The sequence below is a fragment of the Ktedonobacter racemifer DSM 44963 genome, assembly GCF_000178855.1.
GTDB classification, from domain to species: domain Bacteria; phylum Chloroflexota; class Ktedonobacteria; order Ktedonobacterales; family Ktedonobacteraceae; genus Ktedonobacter; species Ktedonobacter racemifer.
The window spans coordinates 1,280,961-1,303,490 of the sequence record NZ_ADVG01000004.1 but is presented as its reverse complement, the minus strand read 5'-3'; the positions used below and the strand labels follow the sequence as shown (position 1 = coordinate 1,303,490).

Sequence of the window (22,530 nt, the reverse complement as noted above, 5' to 3'; positions counted from 1 at the left end):
GATGTTTTCCTACAGGTGACGCAGGGCAGCCTGAGCGGCAAAGTAGCCACACATACCGTGGACACCTCCTCCTGGCGGTGTGGAGGAGGAACAGATATAGAGGCTCTTATCGGGGGTGGAGTAGGGCGTTGGCGAGATGGTTGGGCGGGTGAACATTTGCGTGAGATCCTGCATGCCGCCGTTAATATCCCCACCAATATAGTTGGCGTTGTAGCGTTCCATTTCCATGGCATTGGTGGTATGTCGAGCCAGGATGCGGTCGCGAAAGCCAGGGGCGAAACGCTCAATCTGTGCCTCGATGCGCTCACCCATATCGACATCTGAGCCATTGGGGACATGGCAATAGGCCCAGACTGTGTGTTTGCCCTGGGGGGCACGAGTCTCATCAAAGAGGCTCTGTTGTGCGAGTAGAGCAAATGGACGCTCAGGATGTTCCCCTCGCCAGATCGCGCGCTCGCTCCTGGCAATCTCGTTGAAGGTGCCACCGACATGGACCGTACCAGCTCTCCTGCACGCGTCAGCACTCCAGGGAATGGGGCCGTCGAGCGCGAGATCGAGCTTGAAGATGCCCGGACCGTAGCGATAATGCTCCAATTGGCGTTTATAGAGGCCGGAGAGACGACTTCCCGCGATGCGCAGAAGTTGGCGTGGGGTGATATCGCAGAGGATGACGCGCGCCGGGGGGAGCGTGTCGAGCGATTTCACCTCCACGCCCGTGACAATTTCACCACCCAGGTCGCGCAGGTAGGCCGCGAGCGCGTCAACAATCTTGTGTGACCCCCCACGTGGGATAGGCCAGCCCACCGCGTGGGCCAAGAGGCCCAACATCATGCCCGCCGCCGCACTGGAGGGCGTATTGAGAGGGAGCATCGAATGGCCGCTCATGCCCGCGAAGATCGCGCGAGCTGCCGCTCCTTTAAATTGAGTTTGCACCAGACCGCTGGCTGAGCGCAAGGCCGCCAGGCCAAAGTGCGCTATTTTGAATGGGTGCAGCATCGTTTGCGGGCGCAATGGTCCAAGAAAGGCGTTGATGATGCTTTCCCAATTATCAAGAAGTGGTTGCATCAGTTTGGTATACGCTACGGCATCCACGCCCAGGCTGGCGGCGGTCACCTCCAGGCTACGGGCCACCAGTGCCGCCTGCCCATGGTCGAGCGGGTGGGCCAGGGCAAATTCTGGCTGAATCCACTCGATGCCATAGCGAGCGAGTGGTAGGGTGCGAAAGAATGGCGAGGCCAGCCCCATGGGGTGGATTGCCGAGCACACATCGTGCGTAAAGCCAGGCAGGGTGAGTTCGGCTGACCGGGCGCCGCCGCCGATCTGTTCTTTGGCCTCAAGCACGAGGACCGAGCGACCTGTGCGCGCAATGGTAATGGCGGCTGCGAGGCCGTTGGGTCCTGAGCCGATGATAAGCGCGTCATACGATGGTTTTGTAATCATAAAAAAAGAGTCTTTCCAGCAGCTATTTTCTACTACGATCTTATTCCGAATCCCAACCACCTGAAGGTATCACGGAGTCACTTGCGTGACTAGCGCTTCCCCCATTCGGGGACCACCTGAAGGTGGCACGGCAAGCGCGCTCAGGATTTTCGGATAAGAAGTCATCAGAAAAAGGCGGGTGAAAGTGCGCCGCACTCTCGCCCGCTTACAGTTATTTCCCGTGTCGCCGAAACCAGAGCGCTGGATGGGTCAGCAGGTGAACTTGTGTGCGAATGGCCGAATTATGCCAGATGTTTTTGGCTTGTGGCCAGCTCCATTTTTTATCAACGCAGATGGTTTCCGTCTGCACAGGCGTTTCCACCTGGAAGTGCTTTGCCAGCTTTCCTAGCGTATGCTCCCAGAAGATATCCTCCTGCTTATGTCCGCCGAAACGCAGTCCTAGCTCATAAATGGGATCGCTGGCGCGCATTAAGACCTGAGCCTGGACGAGGGTCTCTCCTTCCTCTTTATACGCGCTAAAGGTAATCCAGCCGGCGAACATATGGCCTTGAGGTGTCATCAGAGTAAAGCTCTCATCATCAGCATACAACACCAGCACGCCAGTTGAGAGTGGCATCCCGCCCACTGCCAGGTTGAGGAGTGCCACTTCACCCGGTGCAATCCCTGTCAGTGGGCCAAAGAAGCGCGAATTCGCGGGCCAGAATTCGGCGAAGTGTTCTTTCCAGACAGCAATGACGGTCTCTGGCTCTACCTTTGTGCCTGCTAAGGAGACACGGTAGGTTTTCTGCCACATCGAGCCAAAGCCCTGGAGTGGCCCGGTGATTTGTCGACCATCAACGTTGAGGTTCAGCGCTCCGCTCGGGGCATTTTGTATCCGTAGCGTGTGTGTATGTTGTGGCGCCCAGCTTGCCGTATTGCGGGGCTGGCCCTCTTTCGCAGGCGGTTGTGGGTTTGTCATCGGGTCTCTCTCCTTTTAAAGAAGCGTGGCCGATTCTCCGTTACGGTTACAACGGAACGGAGCGCTTTGATGGCCTCGTTTTCGTTCGCATAAAGCTGGATAGAATCGTTAAGACGGGTCAATTGAAAAATGTTCTGATAGTGTTCGCTTAACCCATACCCGAAGAGTTGCTGTTTCTGGCGATTTGCGCGAATCAGCAGCGTGACGATCAAGCCAATGCCACTACTATTCATATACTCCATTTCGCTAAAATTGAGAATAATCGCGCGGATATTTGGCGCGCTGACAGTGTTGTACATCTCCATCAATATGCCTTCCGCGAACGCGTTGAGTTCGCCCTGGATATCGATGATGCCGGCAATCCCGTTGACCGTGCGTGCTTGCATAGTTGCTTTGGCCTCTGGCATGCTTTTCTCTGCCTCCTGCAATTGCTACATAACGCAACAAAAACGACACTGTTTTTACATAGATTGGCTGGATTCACTCATGTCTTGTGTGAGAGCGCTTGTCTCATCGGGGAAGATGTGTAAGAAATCGGCCAGGCGGGTGACCTGGAATATCTCCACATAATGTTGGCTCAGGCCACAGGCGAGCAGACGACGGTGCTGTTTGCGGGCACGGGCGAGCAGACTGACAATCAGCGCGATACCGGTGCTGTTGATATAGTTCACACCGTGAAAGTTGAGCAGAATGACCTCTAAGCCATATGTCTCAGCTTCGGCATAAGCGTTGTTCAACACACTTTCAGCCTGGGCGTTGATCTCGCCATGCAGGTCCACAATAGAGACGCTTGGTTGGTGACGGACCGCGGCTTTAAGCACTTTGGGGGGCATAGGGGCCTCCTTCTAGGGACATCACAAGTTCGATGGTATGGGTATGTTCGTCGTTGAGAATGCGCATCTCATCGACCATATTCTGGATCAAGAACAGGCCCCAACCACGGGGCGATTGTAGTTCAGCCAGCTTGGCCTCGATATCAGGCGTTTCCGGAGCCTGGGTGGGCTGATAACCACCTTGATCGCTGATCCGTACTGCGATGGCCTGCTCTGACGAGAGGAGTTGGAGGGTGACAGGGAACTCCGGGCGGTAGTGGTTTCCATGTTCCATAGCGTTCATCGTGGCCTCTGCCACCGCTGTTTTGAGTTGCTCCAGACGACGTTCTGGCAGATGAAAGGGCTGAACACGCTGGGTTATATATGAGATTGCGATCCGTTCATTGCCCATTGCGCTGGGGATAGACCATGTTTCTAGGGGCTGCCAGCCATCTCCGCTTTCAATGGATCCTTCGTGGACTTCGGGCTTCCTCAGAATCTCGGTTGTTTCCTGGGGGGTCTGCACTGGAACGTGTTGTAAGGTCACCAGGGTGATATCATCCTCCTGTTCCCAGTCTGCTCCAGTAAAGGCGCTGAGTTCTGCGCGCAAGTAATCGATAGGAGAGTTTTCGTCCTGGTACATGCCAAGCAATGTAATCAAGCGAGGAAAGCCAAACATGTTGCGAGTAGGATTGTGCGCCTCAACCAGGCCATCGCTATAGAGCAGCATGCTTTCGCCAGGCGCCAGGGTGACTTCTTTCTCTTCATAGAACATGCCAGGCATCAACCCCAGGGGCATACCTGTGGCGCGTAGCTCGCCTACCTCGCCCTCGTGCCAGCGATAGGGCAGGTCATGCCCGGCATTGGCATAGCGCAGGAATCCACTCTGAGGATCGAGAATGGCATAGAAACACGTGACAAACATTCTCTCCGGAATATCGGGAAAGAGTAAATCGTTGGCGCGTTCCAGAACGGCGCCGGGAGAGAGATCTTCCTGGGCCGAGGAACGCAGGATACTGCGGGTGGTCGCCATAACCAGGGCGGCAGGAATGCCCTTATCAGTCACATCGCCAACGACAATCCCCAGCCGGCCATCTTCATAAGGGATAAAGTCATAGAAGTCGCCGCCAACCGCGCGCGCTGGCTGATAATAGGCAGTCACTTGCCAGTTGGGCAGGTCGGGCAGTTCTTTAGGTAGCAGTGTTTGTTGAATGATGCGCGCCACCCGCAATTCCTGCTCAATGCGTTCGCGTTCGCGGGCCTGTGCCTGTTGATCCAAGACCATCTGGGCGACACGGAGAGCGGGCGCGGCCTGGGTTGCCAGCGAGTTCAGCAGTCCTTTGTCATAACTGGAGTAGTCCTGCTCACTCAAACGTCCTCCTAGATTGATCAGCCCAACCAACTCACCCTGGCTCACCAGCGGCATCGTCAGCTTGACTCCTGCTTCTTTGAGTTCGCGCAGAATTGGCGAATCGAGATGCAGTTTCTCGACCTCAATCGCGCCAGGCGAGCTCAGGAAATAGGCAATAAGCGCGTCGTTGGGCGCGATGTTCACTGCCTGCGAAACAACGCGCTGAGTTGCGGGTAATACAGGCGTCGGGAGAGCTTGCTTTTTTTGGGTGCTTCTCCGGAAAGGCATTCTCTGGCGAATGTACTGGAAAAATGTTGCCATCTCGAACTCCAATATTCTTTACGATGTATCTTTCCTTCGTAGTATAGAGTCTGCACGTCCTCTAAACGTTACGGTAAAGAGGAATATTCTCGCACCTTTCTCGTGACATTTTGCGCCAGCAATAAGAGAGAATAATTTCTCGTAACGTTTAGAGGACGACCAGGAATTATAATCAAAAACGAGAGAGAGCTTTTCAGCAGCGCTCTACTACAAGAGAGGACTATTTGTCATGGCAACGGCTAGTTTCGAGGCCCATATTCGGCACCGGACGCGGGCCGCGATTATCGATTTACAGGGCGAAATCAACAATTTCGCGGCAGATGCGCTGGATAGTGCGTATACGGAAGCTGTCAGCGGGCACCCTGAAACGATCTTGCTGAATTTCAGTCAGGTAAGTTATATGAACAGTGTTGGAATCGCGCTGATCGTTGGGATACTCAAACGCGCTCTTAAAGCCAAATGTCCCCTGATGGTGTACGGTCTGAGTGAGCATTTTGTAGAGATTTTTCGCATTACGCGCCTGGCCGATTTTATGAGCATCTTCTCTGATGAGGCACAAGCATTGAATAGTATCCCTCCATCTCGACCATAGATTTGAGTGGCTACCACTCGACCAATTTCCAGATCTCTGGCTGCATCGCGCCTGCTTCTCCGTCGATTTCAGTGTAGATGCGGGCGGCAAGCTTAAGCTGACTCATTGCCTCATCGGTGCGCTCGGCTTCGTGCAGGAGGTCAGCCAAGTTGCTGTGCAGGGCAGCTTCGCGGTGGCGATCACCCTGGGAACGACAGAGTGCCAGGGCCGTTTCCGTGAGCGCAATGGCGCGTACAACCTCCCCGCTGGCTCGGTAGGCCAGCGCCAGGTTATTCAGGGCGGCGGCCTGAATGCTGGCGTCTTGCAGGTTTTCCGCCAGGGCCAGGCTGCGTTCCAGATGAAAATATGCTGTGGTCATCTCTCCCTGGCTATTGGCAAGAACGCCCAACATATTGTGTGCCTGGGCCAGTGCGTGGGTATCGTTGGTCTGTTCTGCCAGGTCGAGTGCTTGCTGTGCCAGATCGTGTGCCTGCTGGATATGTCCATGATGGTGGGCAGAGAGACTCCAATCGGCGCATACTCGCGCCTGCTCCTCCTCTGATCCAGCCTGCGTTTGGAGTAAGTGGAGGGCGAGGGCAAAGTGTTCTTCCGCAAGTTGCCAATTCCCCCGACGCTCATAGATCTTGCCTTGTTTCTGTTCCAGAATAGCGCGTGGCGTGGCACTCAGGGCTTTGGCAGCCCGATAACTTTTGAGGGCTGTTTCATATTCTCCCAGGAAGGTATACAGGTCAGCAATGGTTTCAAGCAGTTCGGAGCTTGTGGGATGGCCCAGCGCCAAGGCGGTGTGAAAATGGGCCAGGGCTTCCGTGTGTCTGTAGAGAGAACGCGCATACTCGCCAGCCTGACAAAAATAGGTGGCGGCCAGGGCTCGCTGGTTGGCTGCCTGATAGTGCAAAGCGATCTGGCCCGCGAGTATCCCGAGCTCACGTTGTCCACGCATACGCGCCACCAGCGTCTCTGCGGTGCGACGGTGAAGCAGGCGGCGGCGAGCCAGAGTGATCCCGTCGTACACCAGACTGCGCATTTTTTCATGACAGAAGTCGTAGATGAGCGTGGGTTCGTTGCTTAAAGGGTAGTGGTAAGACGTGGGCAGATTGCCCATCTCTTTAACCAGACCCATGCTGATCAGTTCTTCCAAGCCATTCACCGTCTCTTCCTCGCTGCGACCGCTGATCTCACAAAGGATATCGAAGTCGAAGGAACGCCCGATGGTTGCGGCGGTCCCCAAGAGTTGTCGGCTGGTCTCCCCAACTGCTTCCAGGCGCGAGTTGAGCAAGTTACGCACGCCGCCGGGCAGGCTCCATTCGGTGTCTTCTGCCTTGATCGCTCCAGTAGTCAGAGCGGTGAGATATTCAGTCAGGAAGAGCGGCACGCCCTCGGTTTCCTGGTAGAGCTGGCTGGTAAAATGCGGCGGGAGATCCACACCACTGGCCGCAATATGGCGTACCAGCCGCTCAACGGTTGGTTGATCCAGGCGGGCCGGGGTGAGGAGCTGCGCTTTGCCGCTCTGCTGGGCCTCTGCTAAGGGACGCTGAAAACGTTGACTGATAGTCTGCTGGTTGTTGCGCCAGGTAAGGAGCAGGCAGAGTGGTTTTTCATCAAGCCGTCTGATCAGATAGCCGAGAAATTCCAGCGAGGCTGCATCGGCCCAGTGAATATCATCAAAAAAGAGGAGGCCAGGCGCAGATAGACGAGTATCAGTGCAGAGGGCAAGCCAGACCTGGCGCAGCCCCTCGAAAAAGCGACTCTGCGCGCCAGGACTGGCAAGCGGCTGTGGCGAGGGCACATCGGGACGCTGCTGCGCCAATTCGGGAAGGAGCCGTGTGGCCTCGCTCAGCCAGTGGGAAGCAAGCTGATTGTGCCAGTGAGAATCTTGCTGCTGATTGATGGCAACGCGTAGCCCTGCCGCAATCGGCCCGTACGCGAGATCAACCTCACCCTCGTAACAGCGCACGCTCACCGTCCGGGCACCCCTGGCTTTTGCCTCGGCAACCAGATCTTCGGCTAAACGTGTTTTGCCGATCCCGGCCTCTCCTTCAAGCGCGACAATATATCCAGAGGGAGCCTTTTCAGCGTAAATGGAGAGCAGTTCCGCCCACTCGTTCTCGCGCCCAACCAGGGGATAATCGAACGAGGCCAGATGCGGTTCATCTGACCGCTCTAGCGGCAACGCGTGACTGGCGGTAGCTGCGTTTTGGGAAAATGGCTGGCGTCGCTCTGGCGGTGGTGATAGGCGGTTTTCCTTGATGGCTTCATAGAGTTGTATGGTTGCTTCCAAAGGGGTCACGCCCAGTTCTTCATCGAGTGCTTTGACGCATTCCTGGTATTGCTGGATGGCGGTGGAGCGCTGACCAGACCAGGCGTAGAGCTGCATTAAATAGCGATGCGCTGGTTCATGGAGGCGATCCAGGGAGAGTAAACGCCGGGCCTGGGTGATTGCCAGGCCAATTTCTCCACTGGCGATATACGCGAGGACCAGTTGCTCCAGGGCGCCAGCGAGCTCGCGCCGTAAGCTATCGGCCTGATAGAACTGCCAATCGTCAAAAGGCGCGCTATCTGAGAGCGAAAAGCCAGCCATAAAGCTATCGCAGTAGAGCGTCACTGCGCGATTCAGCCCTGCAAGGCAGTTCGCGCAAGGTTCTCCCGCCTGGTGCTGATGAGTGTGATAATCGGTCAAGAGGGACCTGAACGCCTCGACATCCAGCCAGAAACCATCCTGCTGCTTGAGTCTGATTGTCTCACGGTCAATCTGGAGCCACGCGCCCGCGAGGGCTTTATGCAGGGAGGAAAGCGTGCGGCGCAGGGTGGCACGCGCGTGGGGCTGGTCATACTCCGGCCAGAGTAATGCCGCCAGCGTATCGCGGCTGTGCGTTTGGCGTGTCATCGCCAGATAAGCCAGGAGCGCGACCGCTTTGCGTGTATCGGTAGTGACGGGGCTGCCATCGAGTTCTATCAACGGCGGCCCAAAGAGCGAGAGAGTCAACCGAGACATCGAGTACCCTCAGTTTGGAGATAATAGAGATCTGTATCATGGCGATGTATAAGCGCACACCTCTGCTATGGATGTCATTGTAAGCTATACAATAGAGGATTACAAGAGAAGAGAAGAGAAGAGTAATTAAGAAATAGAAGCATATTTCGTGATTTGGCGAGTGGAAAGACGGGATAATCGCTCGTAACGGTTTTGAGATGATTGTGCGGTATTCTCTATCGGTCATTTCATAGGGGGAAGTTCATTCCCGCCCTGATGAAGCGCTTTCACTCTCCCGTTCCGCAGGCCTACACAGCCAGAGCGAGACCGATGCCGGTTGCACTGTCTCCTGTATAACCGCCATAATCTGCCCACTAAGCTGTGCCAGATCGGTCTGCTGATGCAGGGTGGCGCTAAAGGCTTGCAGAGTGCGCTGGGCATCGTATTTCTGGCGGTAGAAACGCCGATCAATCACATTTTGAATGCCTCGACGCAAGGGCTGGAAGAGCACCGCCACGACCAGCGTTGATCCCACGATCACAATCCCATCGTTTTTGCCGATCAAGCCCACGAGTAGGGCCTGCGCACCAAAGACCAACCCAAAGTACACCGCTGCCAGAATGAGCGTGAGCAAGCCATAAACCAACGTGCGATTGATCAACACATCGATATCCCAGAGGCGATAACGCAACAGGGCAACGCCTAAGGCGAGGGGTATTGGCAAGTAGTCGAACATCAATGTAAAGGGGTCAGCCAATTGTAGTATAGAATGTGGTCCGTTCAAGATCAGAAGAAGACTCTCAAGCGGGAGAACTACAAAGATAACCAGTCCAAAACCGAACGCCAACCATTTAATTTGCTGGCGCTGGAGAGGCGAGGCTACAAAGAAATAACGATAGATTTGCGTTCCTACTGAACCTCCATAGACCAGAAGTATCTCTAGTAATTGGAGGAACGGCGGCCAGTTTTGGAAGTTCCAGGGCGAGGGTAAAACGTAAAAAACAAACTGGACAACAAAAAGGCAGGGAAAAATCCAGGACCAGCGAGGGACCAGGCGCCCATCGGGAAAGGTGCAAAAGAACAGACCGAGAGCAGGCCATACGAGTAAATCTAGTGCCCCACTCAAAATGCTCAAAAAATTGTAGATCAGAAAAATGAGATTGTTCGAGGGCAGAATGTCAGGAAGTGCATTTGTGTGTACCAGGTCCATCCCCAAACCGCCAAAAGTGATGAGCAGGATCGAGACAAAGAGTCCCATCCAGTCGTTCGATTTATGCCAGAAGATCAAGGCCCCGATGATAAAAAACAGCAGCGTGATCAGCAAATCGCACGTTACAGTATATGCCGCGTAAGCTCCGGGGGTGATCCCCAGGAATTGGGCCGCAGCCATTTGTGTGGGGAGAAGTTGAAGACTGCTGCAAGTGGCCCTGGTCAGATCAAGACATGGTTTCTGCACCTGGATTGTCAGGGCAGGGACACCAATGATCAGAATGATCAGATCGACGAATGCGATGGCTGCCCAGATTATTCTGGCAATGACCAGCCCCCACCCTTGCAGGGGCTGAAGCCCCCTGGTGCTCGCTGTACTCGTCTCTTTTGCCTGTTTCTTCCGTGAGTTCGCCATACGTTTCCTCTTTTCTGCTTGAATGGGTATTATGAGTATAACGGAGTAAACGTCCGAAAAACGTTACGGCTCTCCACAACGCTATTTGTCCATACCAAAACCATTTTTACTGACCCCACCAAGGTACTCACGTAACTGTTGCACATCGACTTTCTGGCTTCTCTGGATGTTCCCTTTTTCGAGGTATACTGTACGTGGGCACACCCAATTCCTTGCTGCTCAGAGCCCCCCGAGCGCTCTTATCCACTGCCTGGGCGCTGCACCCAATTGTGTACCCAATATGATTGACACAGGGGTACTTTGGTTGACACCGTTTTACAACTTTGGGGTGGCCCTGAGCTAAAGCAGGCGAGTGGTAAGGGGACCAAGCATAGGAAATAAGGGCCGAATAAATACTGTTTAGTACTATTTCTAGGATACAATGAAAATTGTTGGGCCTCGTTCATGAGGAGGATAGCCGTATATTATGGTGGTTATAGCGATAATCATCATCTATATTTTTTGGTGGCTATGCTCTAAACTATGGATGTCTGCCTGATTGTGCCTACGGATTTGCTTAGGACTTATAAGTATAAAAGCAAAAAAATAGAGTGGAGATCTTATTATGTTACTGGCGGGTGATATTGGTGGCACCAAAACCCATCTGGCGGTTTTCTCCTCACCAGGCGAACTGCGCACACCTGTAGTAGAGAAAACCTTTCCCAGCGCGCGCTACGCAAGCTTGGAGGTAATGGTTAAAGAGTTTCTCACGCAAGTTGATGTTCAGGTTGATCGGGCCTGTTTCGGCGTCGCGGGTCCCATCATGAATGGAAAAGCCAAGATTACGAACCTGCCCTGGGTCATGGATGAAGAGGAGATGCAGAAGAGCCTGGGCATTCCTAAGATCTGCCTACTCAACGATCTGAGCGCCATGGCCTATGGTGTGCCTCTATTAGAGGAGCAGGATATCTATACTCTGAACGCGGGAACGCCTCAGCAGGGAGGGACAATCGCGGTCGTCGCGCCAGGTACTGGCCTGGGCGAGGCCTTCCTGGTGCATAATGGTTCACGCTACGTCGCGCATCCCAGCGAGGGCGGCCACGCCGACTTCGCTCCACTCAACGTGCGCGAACTCGACCTGCTCCGCTTTATGTTGCAGCGTTCGGCACATGTTAGCTATGAGCATGTCTGCTCGGGTATCGGATTGCCGAACCTCTATGCGTTCCTGCAATCAACGGGAGCCTATGAGGAGCCGGACTGGCTTAGCGATCAGCTCTCACTCGTCTCAGACCACACGCCAATCATCGTCAAGGGCGCTGTAGAGTCGGCGGTCCCCATCTGCATCGAGACCCTTAAGACGTTTGTCTCGATCCTGGGAGCTGAGGCGGGAAACATGGCCCTCAAAGTGCTCTCCAGCGGTGGCGTCTATATCGGTGGTGGCCTGCCCCCACGCTTCCTCTCCCTCTTCACTGATGGCTCATTCATGCAAGCCTTCTTGGCCAAAGGACGCATGGGCCAGATGCTCTCCCACTACCCGGTATACATTATCTTATACCCCAACGTGGCCCTCATCGGCGCCGCCGCCCACGGCTTCACCCTCTAGTAGTAAGAAAAAGAGGGACGAGGTGCAGGTAATTGCCTGCACCTCGTCCCTCTTTTTCTTACTCTCTGACTAGAAATCTTAATCTCAGTTTAATCTCAGGAAAATCTCAGCCTGTTTTCAGGGCTGGATTGTACAATAGGGACAAGGTATTTCTGGCGGGTGTTCTGTTATGTGTCGATACGCTAAAGGGGCTGATCGATGTCTTTGCTCTTGAAGAGATACCTTTTAATTTGCCCGAGAAAACGAGGGCAAATTTTTTTGCGTTTTAATTCGTGAAATCTGGCATAAAGCTAAAAATGACCGAGGCCACTGCCTGGTGCGTAGCAGTGGCCTCGATACGAGAGAAGGGTAAATGTGAGTTGTCTCTTCCTATGTCTCTTATGTTCATACTATAACGCATAAAGATGAACTGATACTGTGACAAAGCTGAATTAGATCTGAGAATTGCAATTTGTGTATTTACCCCTCGGGGTAAATACACAAAAATTCCCTCGATGGGTCCAAGAACCCATATATATGGTGTCTTTATACTGAAGACATAAATGCACCAGGGTAGATTGATGTGGTGAAGGTGCTGATAACACATCCAGGTATTGCAGGCAATGCTGGCATGTTCAGGATGACTTCAGTTTCTTCTAAGTATCAGTTAATACGTTGCGACTACACTATGTAGCATCGTACAAAATTGCCTGCTACACACGGCACAAAAGTATCTTTTAACATACGTCGAATTCAGGAGGTTAGGATCGTGAAAGCAACTCTACATGAGGAGAAGGAAATGACTCAAGGTGATGAACTATTGACGGTGCGCGAGGTGGCGCGCCATCTGCGGGTGGACGATACAACGGTACGGCGCTGGATTAAGAGTGGCGCTCTGGAGGCGGTGACGCTGCCACACCGTGGCAAGCGCCGTGGTTATCGTGTGCGCAAAATGACCCTCGATACCTTGCTCAATAACTCCACACTGCCCGCATAATCGAGAGCAGGGTAACTATTCAGTACTCCTCGCATGCATACAGAAGTCTTACGCAGTCAGGAATTGTATCCAGGCGCGGCAAGACCACCAGCTGAGGAGGCTGAATAGTTACAGGGGCAGTGTTATTGATGAACTGGTGTGATGTAGTGCCCTTCTCCACTTTGAGATCTGATACCCAAGATTTGATATTCAAACGGACTTTGCGTTTATACATATGTCCATATAAATGGATGGACGCACATAGTCGAAGAGTTATAGAGAAGTGAGAAACCACGCCAGGGGCGGAGGTTTCTTTATTGCATATGGTAATGAGTAAAGAGGTACATCTGACGTTTGTAATGTGCTAAAAATGTGATACTACTATAGTATAGAAATGTCAGGGAGAAGAGGGGGAAGCGCATGAGGATGTAAACCTTTGCTCGGGGGATACAGGGCTGTTGTAGGCAGGTTGTAATACAATCAACGTTCGCTGAAAGGCATAGATACAGTGTTCTCATTAATAGCGGGTTTTAGTATTGTAGAATTATTAAAAATTGTCCTGGCGGATCTGGCGCTTAGTGGCGATAATGCGCTAGTAATTGGCGCCGCGGCGGCGGGCCTGGATCAACGGCGCCGCTGGTGGGCTATCTTGCTTGGTGGTGGAAGCGCCATTCTGTTGCGTATTGTGTTCACGGTTATTGCCTCGGTCCTGTTAGGTCTGCCGCTCCTCCAGGCCATTGGTGGCGCTATTTTACTCTATATCGCGATCAAGCTTCTGCTGGAGCGGGGCGAGAAGGCTCAGTCAGACCAGGGGCAGCAGGCAGTCTCTGAGCAGGAGAAACCTGGCAAGAAGCGTAATAGCCTGCGGAGCGCCTTGCTGACGATCCTGGTCGCCGATGTCACGATGAGCCTGGACAATGTGCTGGCCGTTGCTGGCGTTGCTGACGGTCATATTCCTACTCTGATTGTGGGCCTGTTGCTGAGCGTGGTTCTATTACTCCTGGGAAGCGCACTGATATCCGCCTTGATGTCGCGCATCCCCTTACTCCTGGACCTGGCGGCCCTGGTGTTGGCCTGGACGGCGGGCCATATGCTGCTCGATGATCACCAGGTTGGCCCGATCCTGCTGCATATCCCCTCGGCAGATATTGTATTTCCCATCGTGACAATCATGCTGGTTCTGATCGTAGACGTTTTTATATGGCGACGCGAAGCACTGGCCAAACAGGCCGCCACCAGTAGCCGCGTACGCAAGTAGCGGACCACAACGCGGCTACTTACCAGGGCTTAGGTGATAGGGGAACCTCGATCAGGGTGGGACGTCGGGAGGCCAGGCCTTCCTGGATAGCGGCCTGGAGCGCCTCGAGACCCTCGGCGCGTATGCCCCGCAAGTGGAAGGCCTGGGCCAGAGCCACATAATCTGGCTCAACGATGTCGGTCGCGATATAGCGACCCTCGTAGGCCTGGCGCTGTTCAGTCTTGACGCAGGTAAAGGTTGAGTCGTTGAAGATCACGACAACCACGGGAAGCTGTTCCTGAACGGCGGTCGCCAGTTCGCTGGAGTTGAGGAGGAAGCCGCCATCGCCGCAGAGCGCGACAACGGGCCGCTCTGGCTGGGCAACCTGCGCTCCGAGCGCCAGGGGCAGGCCACAACCAATTGTACAGAACTCGCAGGGATGAATAAAGCTTCCAGGCTCGTAGACCGGCAGGAATACGGTGCTGGCGTATCCAAGCATGGTCATATCCGCGACAATCATGCCATGAGGCGGGACGGCGGCGCGCACACTATCCAGCAGGGCGACTTCTTCGCCGAAACGTGCTCGCGTCTCCTGGCGAATTTTGGCTCTAACCTGGCTCAGCTCAGTCTCTAGCTCTGGGCGGGCGCTGGCGAGATCGCCTAGTTGAGTATTGAGGGCTTGTAGAGCCTCGCGGGCGTCCGCGACAATTCCGAGCATCGCGGGATAGGTATGCCCGATGACCGTGGGATCGATATCGATATGCACCAGGCGAGGTGGCAGGGGATATTGCCCATAAGCTGTGCGCTCGGCTCCCAGCTTGCTTCCCACCACCAAGAGTAGATCAGAGCTCTCCAGGAGCGGATGCAGTTCGGTATTGGTATAGGTGGTGGTCAGGACGGCCAGGGGATGGTCATTGGGGATGACGTCGTGGCTCTTGCTGCCCAGGATGACCGGTGCTTGCAAGCGTTCAGCCAACGCGATCAGCTCCTGGTTGGCGTGTGCCATGGTGGCACCTGTGCCCGCGAGAATAACAGGCTTGCGGGCCTCGCGCAGCAACTGGGCCGCCTGTATAATATCCGCCTCCTGTGGGCGTCGTGGCTCAAAAATAAGTTCTTCTGCTGTGGGCAGGGTGACAGTGGCGTATGCGCGAAACAGGTCATAAGGTACTTGCAGGTAGGCTCCCCTAGCGCGCCCGGAACGCATGATGCGCATGGCATCTTGAATGGCTCCAGGAATTTCCTCGACACACTCCACGGCACGCGCCCAGCCCGCGAGCGACTCCATTACCCCAAGCTGATTTTTGAGTTCGTGCAGCTCGCCGCGCCCGCGAGAGGCGGTGGCGTGGGGTCCGCTGCTGCTGATGACAAGGAGCGGGATAGAGTCGGCGAAGGCGCTGGCAACGGCGGTCGCGACATTGGTGAGGCCAGGACCGGTGATCGTGCTAACCACGCCGGGGCGACCCGTGGCGCGGGCATAGCCCTCAGCCATAAAGCCCGCGCCCTGCTCGTGGCGCGCCAGCACATGACGCATACCGGGTGTCTTGTGGATCTCGTCGTAGAGGGGAAGTGTATGAATACCGGGAATGCCGAAGATAGTATCGACCTGGAATGCCTGCAAGGTAGCAATAATTGCCTGCGCACCACTCAGGTGCTGCCTGTTGTTCACGCTAGAGGATCCTCCTTAAGTTTCGCGGTACCAAGAGGGGGATAGATTGATATTTTTCTTCTTACAGCGCAGTACACGCCCCTTCTTTAGTCACTATATCTTAACCTCAAATAGCAGAGGATGGCAACAAAAGTGGGTATAAGCCTGGCCCAGGCGGGTAATATGGGGGATAGGTAGCCTCTACTGTTGCAGTGGCGGCTCGGACTGTTCGGGATAAGAGGTGCGAGGTAGCTCAGAGGAGTGCCAGTCTGGCTGGTGTGCCTCAGGCGAATACGCCTGCTCTCGCGAGGCCTGATAGCCTTGCTGATAGAGGGGTGGCTGCTGGGCCTGTACCTGAGCATTGGGAATATAGGGAGACACATACAGCGGGGCGTTTCTCTTGCGACCGGAGTACTCGGTCAGATAGTAGACGAAGGCGCCTATCAGGTGGGTAAAGAAGATGACCAGCGCCCACACGACTCTGGCATCGTCTTTCAAGTAACGGTTGCGCACACAATCAATAAGCATCCAGACCCAGAAGGCGGTAAGGGCCAGGCCGAAAAGCGCGGCGACGAATATCACACCAATAATAAGAAAAGCAGCTCCCGCACCAGCCAGGGAGAGCACGGTTTGGAAGGGGTGCGCCAGAGAGTTAGACCAGAATGTCGCGATCTGCATGATGGCTGGCTCCTTGTTTACTTTTGTATAGACACGCCTCTATTATAAGGATCTTTTCTCTACAAGGCAAGCACAAAGAGCAGCAAATCGCGGTTGCGCGTCACGCCTGCCTGCTTCTCGCGGCGCAAGGAAAGCGCCCTGTGTGCGCCGAGGGCTGTTCAGTTTAGTAGATGTTCAACTGATCCAGTTTAGTGTGCTAGAGGTGGCGAGAAGTCGTGGGCACGCTTTTTTTCACGAAAGCGACGTACACGCATCATATTCGCGCAGGTATCCTCACACCAACGGCGCGTGTGATTTGGACTCTCGTCGTATTTTCTCTGCCCTTCCAGGTATTTTTCTTTCACCCAAAACGCCGCAGGATGCCCCTGCCCTTTCAGGCATGGGGAGGAATGCGGCGTTCCTTTGTAGGTGGCTTGGGTGGAATACGCCGTAGACATGCTCTCATCTGCTCATGTATTTTGACAGTCAGATGAAAACTATGGTATAATTTAGCGTATGCAAACGGTATTAACAGCGAAACTCAAATTAAATACAACGCCCGAGCAATTCAAGGCATTACGTACAACGCAACTGGCGTATCGGGATTCTCTCAACTATGTGAGCCAGTACGCCTTTGCGCATGGCAAGATGAGCAATGCTGTTCGTTTGCAAGATGCCACCTACGAAGAGATCCGCCTCCGTTTTCATCTGCCTTCGCAAATGGCCTGTTCTGTTCCTCGCCAAGTTGGTGCCTCGTATAAAACCCTCTGGACAAAGGTGAAGAACAATGCTGTTCATCGTAAGGAAGGGAAGACCAAGAAACGCTACAAAGGGCTTGATAAGGCTCCCAAGTTCATCTCCCCCACGTTGACCTATCAGTACAAGAAAGACTACACCTTCAAGAAAGAGCAGCAGGTGAGCATCCTGACCCTTGAGGGACGTGTTATCGTGCCCTATACTGGCTACAATAAGCATGTGGCATTGATCCAGCGTGGAGCGGAGATTGGTGCATCTAAACTCTGGTATGACAAGCCCAAGAAACAATTTTACCTCCTTGTCTCTCTTGAAATTGAGACGGCTGATCCTACACCTGAAACGCACAAGCAGGTCGCCGGAGTGGATGTGGGGATGCGATATCTCGCCGTCACGGCGACGATGCAAGGGGATTGCACCTTCCATTCAGGCAAACAGATTGTCCCCAAGGCAAACCACTACGCACGACTGAGAAAACGTCTGCAAAAGAAAGGCACTCGTTCAGCGACAAGAAGGCTCGTTGCCATCAGTGGACGAGAGAGACGGTTGAAGCAGAATACCAATCATGTCGTGAGTAAGCGGATTGTCCTACAGCACCCTCAAAGCTTGATTGGACTGGAGCATCTGACAGACATTCGAGAACGTACCAAACGACGCAAAGGCAAAAATGCAAAACAGCGAAAAGCCAATCGTACCTTCTCCAAATGGTCCTTCGCTGAGTTGCATAGCATGATTGCCTATAAAGCGCTCTTACATCGAAGTATGGCAATCAAGGTCGATGCCAACTCTACCTCGCAAGCGTGCCCCAAATGTGGGCACACCTGCAAAGAGAATAGACCCAACAAAGGATTGCTCTTCGTCTGTCAGAATTGTCAGTACACGCTCCATGCCGATCTGGTTGGTGCAAGAAACATTGCGATGCGAACGCTTCTTATCCGGCAAGACTGGAGAGGAACGGGCCTCTTGTCAGTACGCGCCTTCTGTGTCGGACGATGAAGCCAAAGCAGCACGCCTGAAACGGTATGCTGAATTGCGGTGGAGTTCAGACACAACTCCAAGCCCTCGGCTTTCGCCGTAGGGTACTGACTTTTACCATGACTATTGCTGTGATCAATACATTGCTTGTACCTTTTGCCACGAGCGTTTTGAAGGTGGGAACATCTGGCCTTGGTACCATCGATGCATGTTTCGCCATCGGAGCAATTGTGGGAGGCATTTTGTTGCCGTTACTGAGATATCGTATTGACGAGAAGCGGCTGATGGTCTATGGGGTTGCGGTGACAGGGCTATGTGTGCTCTTCCTCGCCTTCGCGCAAGGCCTGCTGGCGGCAATGGCTGCGAACTTTTGTATTGGTGTGTTTATAGAGATTCGTATCTTTTACAACACAAGTGTGCAGCGTCGCGTCGATCCAGATTATCAGGGACGGGTGTATGCGACGTTTGCAACCTTTTTCGCATTGATCACACTGGTAATTTACCTGGGCATGGGACTTTTGCAGGAGGTGCTTTCTCAGCGCTACCTTTATAGCTTGCAGGGCGTGGTGCTGTTGCTCGTTGCACTCATCGTCGCGGGCCCAAAAGTCTTACGCATCAAAAAGCCCCTTTTACAGGACTTTAGAGTTCATGATGTGGCTCCTGCTCTTGCGCCGAAGCTTCTTCGACTATGGGATCTTCGGCGTGAGCATGATGCGAGAAGTGCTCAAGGTGCTGAAAAGGAGCGGGGGTAGCTGCTTGCCTGGCTGCCTCTGTTGCGGGAAAGTTCTGCGCCTTATGTTCGGAGCGACGGCGCTGGACATAGAAGAGCGCGCCAATCGCGGGTACAAGCGCGACGAAAGCGATCCAGCGTTTTCGGCCTGCCTTGTCGAGTTCGGGATCGCGAATACAATCCAGCAATACCCAGATCCAGCAAATAATGCCCACACCGACAATGATAAACCCCATAATATTGTCGCTTTGCATGCTCTATGCTCCTTTACTGTTGTCTGCCGTTTCTTTCTCTCACTATACTCTATTTTGCTTCCAAGGGGAACTCATAAAAGAGAAGAAGGGCTTTCTAGTTCTTGCCTCGGCTCGCTACGCTTGTCTCAAGATAAGGGATGTGGGTAGAAACAGCAATGCCGTTTTCCACCCACATCCCCTTATCTTGAGCGCCGCAGGCGCGAAGGCTTTCCTGAGAAAGAGAAACATCCCCAGGCTGCCTGGAATGGGAAAGCTTCGCGCTCCTACAAGGAGGGTTGAGAGGCGCTAATCTCCGCAAGCGCTCGCTCGATATGTTGTTGTAAACGTGTGGGATGTGGGCCAACGATGCGTGCAACGGGTTTGCCAGTGTGGAAGACTATCAAGGTTGGGAGTCCCTGTACGCCGAAGGTGGCGCCAATGCTTGGGCTTTCATCAGCGTTGATAGTAGCAAAGCGTAATTTGCCCTCAAAAGTTGTGCTCAACTTCTTGTATACAGGAGCGAGAGTATGGCAATGGGGGCACCACTCGGCCCAGAAATCGACGATAACCGGCAGGTCGGATCGCAATACCTGCAACTCAAAATCCTGGTCATTTACGGCAAAAAGATTGTTGTATTCCTGCATGATTTGATCTCCTTGTTATTTTTGTATGCTGATGGATATCAGTTTCCATGAAGTGTACATATTCAAGTTAACTTGAAGTCAATAGATAGACAAAATATAGTAGCGCCACATTCGCAAGGTTGTGATTTCTCGCCACTACGTGGCTCGCCGGGTAAAGGGATGTGGGCGTGATGTGCGGGCAGCTGCCCGCACATCACGCCCACATCCCTTTACCCGGCGAGAAGCGCCGCAGGCGCTGAATAGCTTATAGATTGGCAATATTTTGCAAGTATTTGATATTTTTATCCAAAATAGGGTTGACATTCCAAATCTGCTTATGTTAATATTGTGCATGTGATCGGTAAAAAATACCAAATAAAAAGCAAAGATTTAAAAAGCAAGAGGTTTTAAAGATTTAAAGAGTATATTCAACAGCCAGAGAAAGGTGGAGCAGACATATGGCGACACAGACATTTACCGTGCTGGGTAGGAGACCCCATATCGTGCTTGAAGATATTGAGGGGAATGTGACCGTGCTGCCGTGGGAGCGCAAAGAGATCGCGATTGAGACGGCTGAGCCAGTCCAGGGTATCCAGCAGGAGGGCGAGCGGCTCTATATTCGTGGTTATCGTAGCGACATTACCTTGCGTGTACCCTTTATACGCAATATCCTCCCAAGGCTGACGACCTCGATTACTGCCTCGCGCGTCACCGGGAGTGTGAGCACGGATTGCGTGGGAAGCGTTGAACTGCGCCAAGTGAGCGGCAATGTCAATCTGGAGCAGACGCATGGCAGCGTGCATCTGGAGGACCTGAGCGAGCAGGCGCGGCTGCATAGCGTTGGTGGGAGCCTGACCGTAGTGAACGCCCCTTACATTCAGGTCTGGGGTGGCGTGGGCGGTAGTGTCTCACTGAGATATGCTCGCGTGGCTGAGGTCGATAACATTGGTGGCAGCCTCGACGCGCAGAATGTCGATGAGAAGCTCATTTGCAAGCATATAGGCGGAAGCGCGACAGTCCTGGGCTGCCAGAATGCCGAGGTCGAGGTTGGGTCTGCGGGTGGAAGCGTGAACATCGACGGCGCCGCGGTCCTGCACTCGGTCTCCGCAGGTGGCAGCGCCACTCTGACGGGAGGCTTCTCCCCAAGTAGCTACAACAGGGTCGCAGTCGGCGGAAGTGCTACGCTCACCCTGCCTGCGAATAGCGATATTGCTGTAAAGGCCATAGCAGGCGGCTCCGTGAGCGGAAGTGCGCTTGAGCGCAGATATACTAATCATGCCAATGTTGTGTACGGTAACGGGAGCGCCTCCCTGACGATCACCGCTGGCGGCAGCGTAACCGTTAATGGTGATCTGCGCCCCTTGCGCTAACGAAGAATTACTCCTTGTCCACGATTGGCTGTGGGATGCCCTGAAGGTGCTTGCCAGAACCTTCAGGGCATCTTTTGTGTTTTCTTCTACTCATGACTTCTCGCACCGGAGGCGCTCGCCAGGGTAAGGGGATGTGCGCGTGGAGAACGGACTGCGGTCCGTTCTCCACGCGCACATCCCCTTACCCCTGTGAAGAAAGGGTGTGGTGGCTGGTGACAGACTGGCAGAGCCAGTCCGTCACCAGCCACCACACCCTTTACCCTGTGTAGCGCCGAAGGTGCTGGGATGACTTGCATGAGAGATCTATAAGGGCTAGAGGTGTGAAGTAGTATAATAAAATAGTGGGAATGACACGGTGCACTGAATAATTGTAAAAGGCGTGAAACAATAGAGAATATGTTTCCCTGTGCTATCAAGCCGAGTCAGGCGTTTGTTAGCGCAGTGTTTCTTGTTGAGGAGGAAAGTTTATGCCCGCTAAAGTGACGAGTCCTATTCGCTCGCTAGGTGTGCTGACTGGTGGTGGCGATGTGCCGGGTCTGAATCCGGCGATCAAGGCAATTGTGTATCGTGCGGAAACGATGGGGATACGCGTGGTGGGCCTACGCGCAGGTTGGGAAGGCATTACGCTCCTCCAACGTGAGCAGGGGCTTGAGAACCTTATCTTTCGTGCCGAAGATCCCAATACCTGGGATGGCGGTTATGTCGTCCCCCTGACGCGGCTGAACACGCGTGATATCGACCGAGAGGGTGGCACAATCTTGCAGTCTACGCGTACCAATCCAGCACGGATGCAGGTCAAGGATCTGCCCGCGCATTTAAAGCAATATGGCGAGGGGCGCGATCCCGAGGAGCGCGTGGACCTGACGGATGAGGTGATCGCCAATATGCAGTTCCTGAGCCTGGATGGTCTGGTGGTAATCGGCGGCGATGATACGCTGAGCTATGGCGCAAAACTGGTCGAGCGCGGCGTCCCGGTCTGGGGCATTCCCAAGACGATGGATAACGATGTCCCGGGAACCGATTACTGTATTGGCTTCCAGACAGCAATCAGCCGAGCGACAGAGTATATTAATCGCATCCGCTCTACGGCAGGCTCGCATAGCCAGACGGTTCTATTCCGCATCTTTGGTCGTGACGCGGGCTTTACCGCGCTCGAGACAGCGGTTGTCACCTGGGCGGACCGCCTGATCATCCCCGAGGTGCCAGTCAATATTGATCGCCTGGCCGACCTGGTGATGCACGACCGACATAACCCGCAGCACTACTCGATGGTGGTCCTCTCCGAGGGCGCCAACCTGGGCGTACCCGTTCCCGAGATTGGACCGGCGGACGCCTATGGTCATCGCAAGAAGGTCAATGTGGCCGAATTTCTAGGCGAAGAGCTTTCCAAGCGCATCCATGGCGTGCGCTTCCTGCCTATCGACCTGACCTACTTCCTGCGTAGCGGCGAACCCGAGGTCTACGATAAGCATGTAGCCATTTTCTTCGCTAACCTGGTCATGAGCATGGTCGAGAAGGGCGAGCATAGCGTGATGGCGGCCTATCGCAATGGCGCCTTCATCGCCACAGATATCCCCGGCAAGGATATTCCCGCGCGCCGTGTCGATCCCGCGGAGTATCACGAGGAGCGCTATCGCCCCCGCTTCGAACATATCAGCGGCGTCTACCAGCCCCAGTAGAGAATGTGATCATAGTTCAGCG

20 protein-coding genes are annotated in these 22,530 nt (G+C 54.0%); 8 read left to right on the top strand and 12 right to left on the bottom strand.

Annotation, left to right across the window (positions count from 1 at the left end; translation table 11 throughout):
- Positions 1 to 9: 9 nt before the first annotated feature.
- The 5 genes from KRAC_RS47395 to KRAC_RS63980 form a co-directional block, all read right to left on the bottom strand.
- A complete protein-coding gene (locus KRAC_RS47395; RefSeq protein WP_007919543.1) occupies positions 10 to 1,440 on the bottom strand; it encodes a phytoene desaturase family protein in 1,431 nt (476 codons plus the stop codon).
- Between the two features lie 211 nt (positions 1,441 to 1,651).
- The gene (locus KRAC_RS47390; RefSeq protein WP_007919541.1) at positions 1,652 to 2,398 is read right to left on the bottom strand and encodes a hypothetical protein; all 747 of its coding nucleotides are present in this window, start codon (positions 2,396 to 2,398) and stop codon (positions 1,652 to 1,654) included.
- Positions 2,395 to 2,805, bottom strand: a complete 411-nt coding sequence (locus KRAC_RS47385) for an STAS domain-containing protein (protein WP_007919539.1) — start codon at positions 2,803 to 2,805, stop codon at positions 2,395 to 2,397. The genes KRAC_RS47390 and KRAC_RS47385 overlap by 4 nt, the downstream gene beginning before the upstream one ends.
- A gap of 54 nt (positions 2,806 to 2,859) precedes the next feature.
- On the bottom strand, positions 2,860 to 3,231 hold the full coding sequence (locus KRAC_RS47380; protein WP_007919538.1) for an STAS domain-containing protein: 372 nt from the start codon (positions 3,229 to 3,231) through the stop codon (positions 2,860 to 2,862).
- Positions 3,212 to 4,882 carry an ATP-binding SpoIIE family protein phosphatase gene (locus KRAC_RS63980; RefSeq protein WP_007919537.1) on the bottom strand — a complete coding sequence of 557 codons (1,671 nt, stop codon included), beginning with the start codon at positions 4,880 to 4,882 and terminating at the stop codon, positions 3,212 to 3,214. The genes KRAC_RS47380 and KRAC_RS63980 overlap by 20 nt, the downstream gene beginning before the upstream one ends.
- Positions 4,883 to 5,111: 229 nt before the next feature.
- On the opposite strand from KRAC_RS63980, the gene KRAC_RS47370 reads away from it, so the two are divergent.
- Positions 5,112 to 5,474, top strand: a complete 363-nt coding sequence (locus KRAC_RS47370) for an STAS domain-containing protein (RefSeq protein ID WP_007919536.1) — start codon at positions 5,112 to 5,114, stop codon at positions 5,472 to 5,474.
- Between the two features lie 10 nt (positions 5,475 to 5,484).
- On the opposite strand, the gene KRAC_RS47365 is transcribed toward KRAC_RS47370, so the two are convergent.
- Together KRAC_RS47365 and KRAC_RS47360 are read right to left on the bottom strand one after the other, a co-directional pair.
- On the bottom strand, positions 5,485 to 8,466 hold the full coding sequence (locus KRAC_RS47365) for an ATP-binding protein (protein WP_007919535.1): 2,982 nt from the start codon (positions 8,464 to 8,466) through the stop codon (positions 5,485 to 5,487).
- Positions 8,467 to 8,707: 241 nt separating this feature from the next.
- Positions 8,708 to 10,069 carry a hypothetical protein gene (locus KRAC_RS47360; protein ID WP_007919534.1) on the bottom strand — a complete coding sequence of 454 codons (1,362 nt, stop codon included), beginning with the start codon at positions 10,067 to 10,069 and terminating at the stop codon, positions 8,708 to 8,710.
- A gap of 604 nt (positions 10,070 to 10,673) precedes the next feature.
- On the opposite strand from KRAC_RS47360, the gene glk reads away from it, so the two are divergent.
- The 3 genes from glk (at position 10,674) to KRAC_RS47345 (ending at position 13,864) form a co-directional block, all read left to right on the top strand.
- Positions 10,674 to 11,651 (top strand): glucokinase, encoded by a 978-nt coding sequence (glk, locus tag KRAC_RS47355; protein ID WP_007919525.1) that lies wholly within the window; start codon positions 10,674 to 10,676, stop codon positions 11,649 to 11,651.
- Between the two features lie 748 nt (positions 11,652 to 12,399).
- Positions 12,400 to 12,627, top strand: coding sequence for a helix-turn-helix domain-containing protein (locus tag KRAC_RS47350; RefSeq protein WP_236600994.1), 228 nt, complete (start codon positions 12,400 to 12,402; stop codon positions 12,625 to 12,627).
- A gap of 487 nt (positions 12,628 to 13,114) precedes the next feature.
- Positions 13,115 to 13,864, top strand: a complete 750-nt coding sequence (locus KRAC_RS47345; RefSeq protein ID WP_007919516.1) for a YjbE family putative metal transport protein — start codon at positions 13,115 to 13,117, stop codon at positions 13,862 to 13,864.
- Positions 13,865 to 13,883: 19 nt separating this feature from the next.
- Here the strand turns inward: KRAC_RS47345 and KRAC_RS47340 are convergent, their stop codons facing one another.
- The 3 genes from KRAC_RS47340 to KRAC_RS69765 form a co-directional block, all read right to left on the bottom strand.
- A complete protein-coding gene (locus tag KRAC_RS47340; RefSeq protein WP_007919514.1) occupies positions 13,884 to 15,509 on the bottom strand; it encodes a thiamine pyrophosphate-binding protein in 1,626 nt (541 codons plus the stop codon).
- Between the two features lie 180 nt (positions 15,510 to 15,689).
- The gene (locus tag KRAC_RS63975) at positions 15,690 to 16,166 is read right to left on the bottom strand and encodes a PLD nuclease N-terminal domain-containing protein (RefSeq protein ID WP_007919512.1); all 477 of its coding nucleotides are present in this window, start codon (positions 16,164 to 16,166) and stop codon (positions 15,690 to 15,692) included.
- Positions 16,167 to 16,354: 188 nt separating this feature from the next.
- Entirely contained in the window at positions 16,355 to 16,603 is a 249-nt protein-coding gene (locus tag KRAC_RS69765) for a CGNR zinc finger domain-containing protein (protein ID WP_007919510.1), read from the bottom strand.
- A 58-nt stretch (positions 16,604 to 16,661) separates the two neighbouring features.
- Between KRAC_RS69765 and KRAC_RS47325 the strand changes: the two genes are divergently transcribed.
- A complete protein-coding gene (locus KRAC_RS47325) occupies positions 16,662 to 17,894 on the top strand; it encodes an RNA-guided endonuclease InsQ/TnpB family protein (RefSeq protein WP_007919508.1) in 1,233 nt (410 codons plus the stop codon).
- A 26-nt stretch (positions 17,895 to 17,920) separates the two neighbouring features.
- Entirely contained in the window at positions 17,921 to 18,625 is a 705-nt protein-coding gene (locus tag KRAC_RS80320; protein ID WP_040447298.1) for an MFS transporter, read from the top strand.
- Here the strand turns inward: KRAC_RS80320 and KRAC_RS67885 are convergent.
- Both KRAC_RS67885 and KRAC_RS47315 read right to left on the bottom strand, forming a co-directional pair.
- The gene (locus KRAC_RS67885; protein ID WP_007919506.1) at positions 18,513 to 18,857 is read right to left on the bottom strand and encodes a PLD nuclease N-terminal domain-containing protein; all 345 of its coding nucleotides are present in this window, start codon (positions 18,855 to 18,857) and stop codon (positions 18,513 to 18,515) included. The two genes, KRAC_RS80320 and KRAC_RS67885, sit on opposite strands and share 113 nt — an antisense overlap.
- Before the next feature lie 263 nt (positions 18,858 to 19,120).
- Positions 19,121 to 19,480, bottom strand: coding sequence for a thioredoxin family protein (locus KRAC_RS47315; RefSeq protein ID WP_007919504.1), 360 nt, complete (start codon positions 19,478 to 19,480; stop codon positions 19,121 to 19,123).
- Between the two features lie 437 nt (positions 19,481 to 19,917).
- Here KRAC_RS47315 and KRAC_RS47310 point away from each other — a divergent pair, with 437 nt between their 5' ends.
- Both KRAC_RS47310 and KRAC_RS47305 read left to right on the top strand, forming a co-directional pair.
- On the top strand, positions 19,918 to 20,829 hold the full coding sequence (locus KRAC_RS47310) for a hypothetical protein (RefSeq protein ID WP_007919502.1): 912 nt from the start codon (positions 19,918 to 19,920) through the stop codon (positions 20,827 to 20,829).
- Positions 20,830 to 21,296: 467 nt separating this feature from the next.
- Entirely contained in the window at positions 21,297 to 22,508 is a 1,212-nt protein-coding gene (locus tag KRAC_RS47305; protein ID WP_007919501.1) for a 6-phosphofructokinase, read from the top strand.
- Positions 22,509 to 22,530: the final 22 nt, after the last annotated feature.

Coding starts and splice junctions, on each gene's coding strand:
- KRAC_RS47380 (WP_007919538.1), bottom strand. CDS start 3,231: ATGCCCCCCAAAGTGCTTAAAGCCGCGGTCCGTCACCAACCAAGCGTC.
- KRAC_RS63980 (WP_007919537.1), bottom strand. CDS start 4,882: ATGGCAACATTTTTCCAGTACATTCGCCAGAGAATGCCTTTCCGGAGA.
- KRAC_RS67885 (WP_007919506.1), bottom strand. CDS start 18,857: ATGCAAAGCGACAATATTATGGGGTTTATCATTGTCGGTGTGGGCATT.
- KRAC_RS47325 (WP_007919508.1), top strand. CDS start 16,662: ATGCAAACGGTATTAACAGCGAAACTCAAATTAAATACAACGCCCGAG.
- KRAC_RS47385 (WP_007919539.1), bottom strand. CDS start 2,805: ATGCCAGAGGCCAAAGCAACTATGCAAGCACGCACGGTCAACGGGATT.
- KRAC_RS47390 (WP_007919541.1), bottom strand. CDS start 2,398: ATGACAAACCCACAACCGCCTGCGAAAGAGGGCCAGCCCCGCAATACG.
- KRAC_RS80320 (WP_040447298.1), top strand. CDS start 17,921: ATGCTGAATTGCGGTGGAGTTCAGACACAACTCCAAGCCCTCGGCTTT.
- KRAC_RS47395 (WP_007919543.1), bottom strand. CDS start 1,440: ATGATTACAAAACCATCGTATGACGCGCTTATCATCGGCTCAGGACCC.
- KRAC_RS47305 (WP_007919501.1), top strand. CDS start 21,297: ATGCCCGCTAAAGTGACGAGTCCTATTCGCTCGCTAGGTGTGCTGACT.
- KRAC_RS69765 (WP_007919510.1), bottom strand. CDS start 16,603: ATGTCTACGGCGTATTCCACCCAAGCCACCTACAAAGGAACGCCGCAT.
- KRAC_RS47370 (WP_007919536.1), top strand. CDS start 5,112: ATGGCAACGGCTAGTTTCGAGGCCCATATTCGGCACCGGACGCGGGCC.
- KRAC_RS63975 (WP_007919512.1), bottom strand. CDS start 16,166: ATGCAGATCGCGACATTCTGGTCTAACTCTCTGGCGCACCCCTTCCAA.
- KRAC_RS47310 (WP_007919502.1), top strand. CDS start 19,918: ATGGCGACACAGACATTTACCGTGCTGGGTAGGAGACCCCATATCGTG.
- KRAC_RS47360 (WP_007919534.1), bottom strand. CDS start 10,069: ATGGCGAACTCACGGAAGAAACAGGCAAAAGAGACGAGTACAGCGAGC.
- KRAC_RS47365 (WP_007919535.1), bottom strand. CDS start 8,466: ATGTCTCGGTTGACTCTCTCGCTCTTTGGGCCGCCGTTGATAGAACTC.
- KRAC_RS47315 (WP_007919504.1), bottom strand. CDS start 19,480: ATGCAGGAATACAACAATCTTTTTGCCGTAAATGACCAGGATTTTGAG.
- glk (WP_007919525.1), top strand. CDS start 10,674: ATGTTACTGGCGGGTGATATTGGTGGCACCAAAACCCATCTGGCGGTT.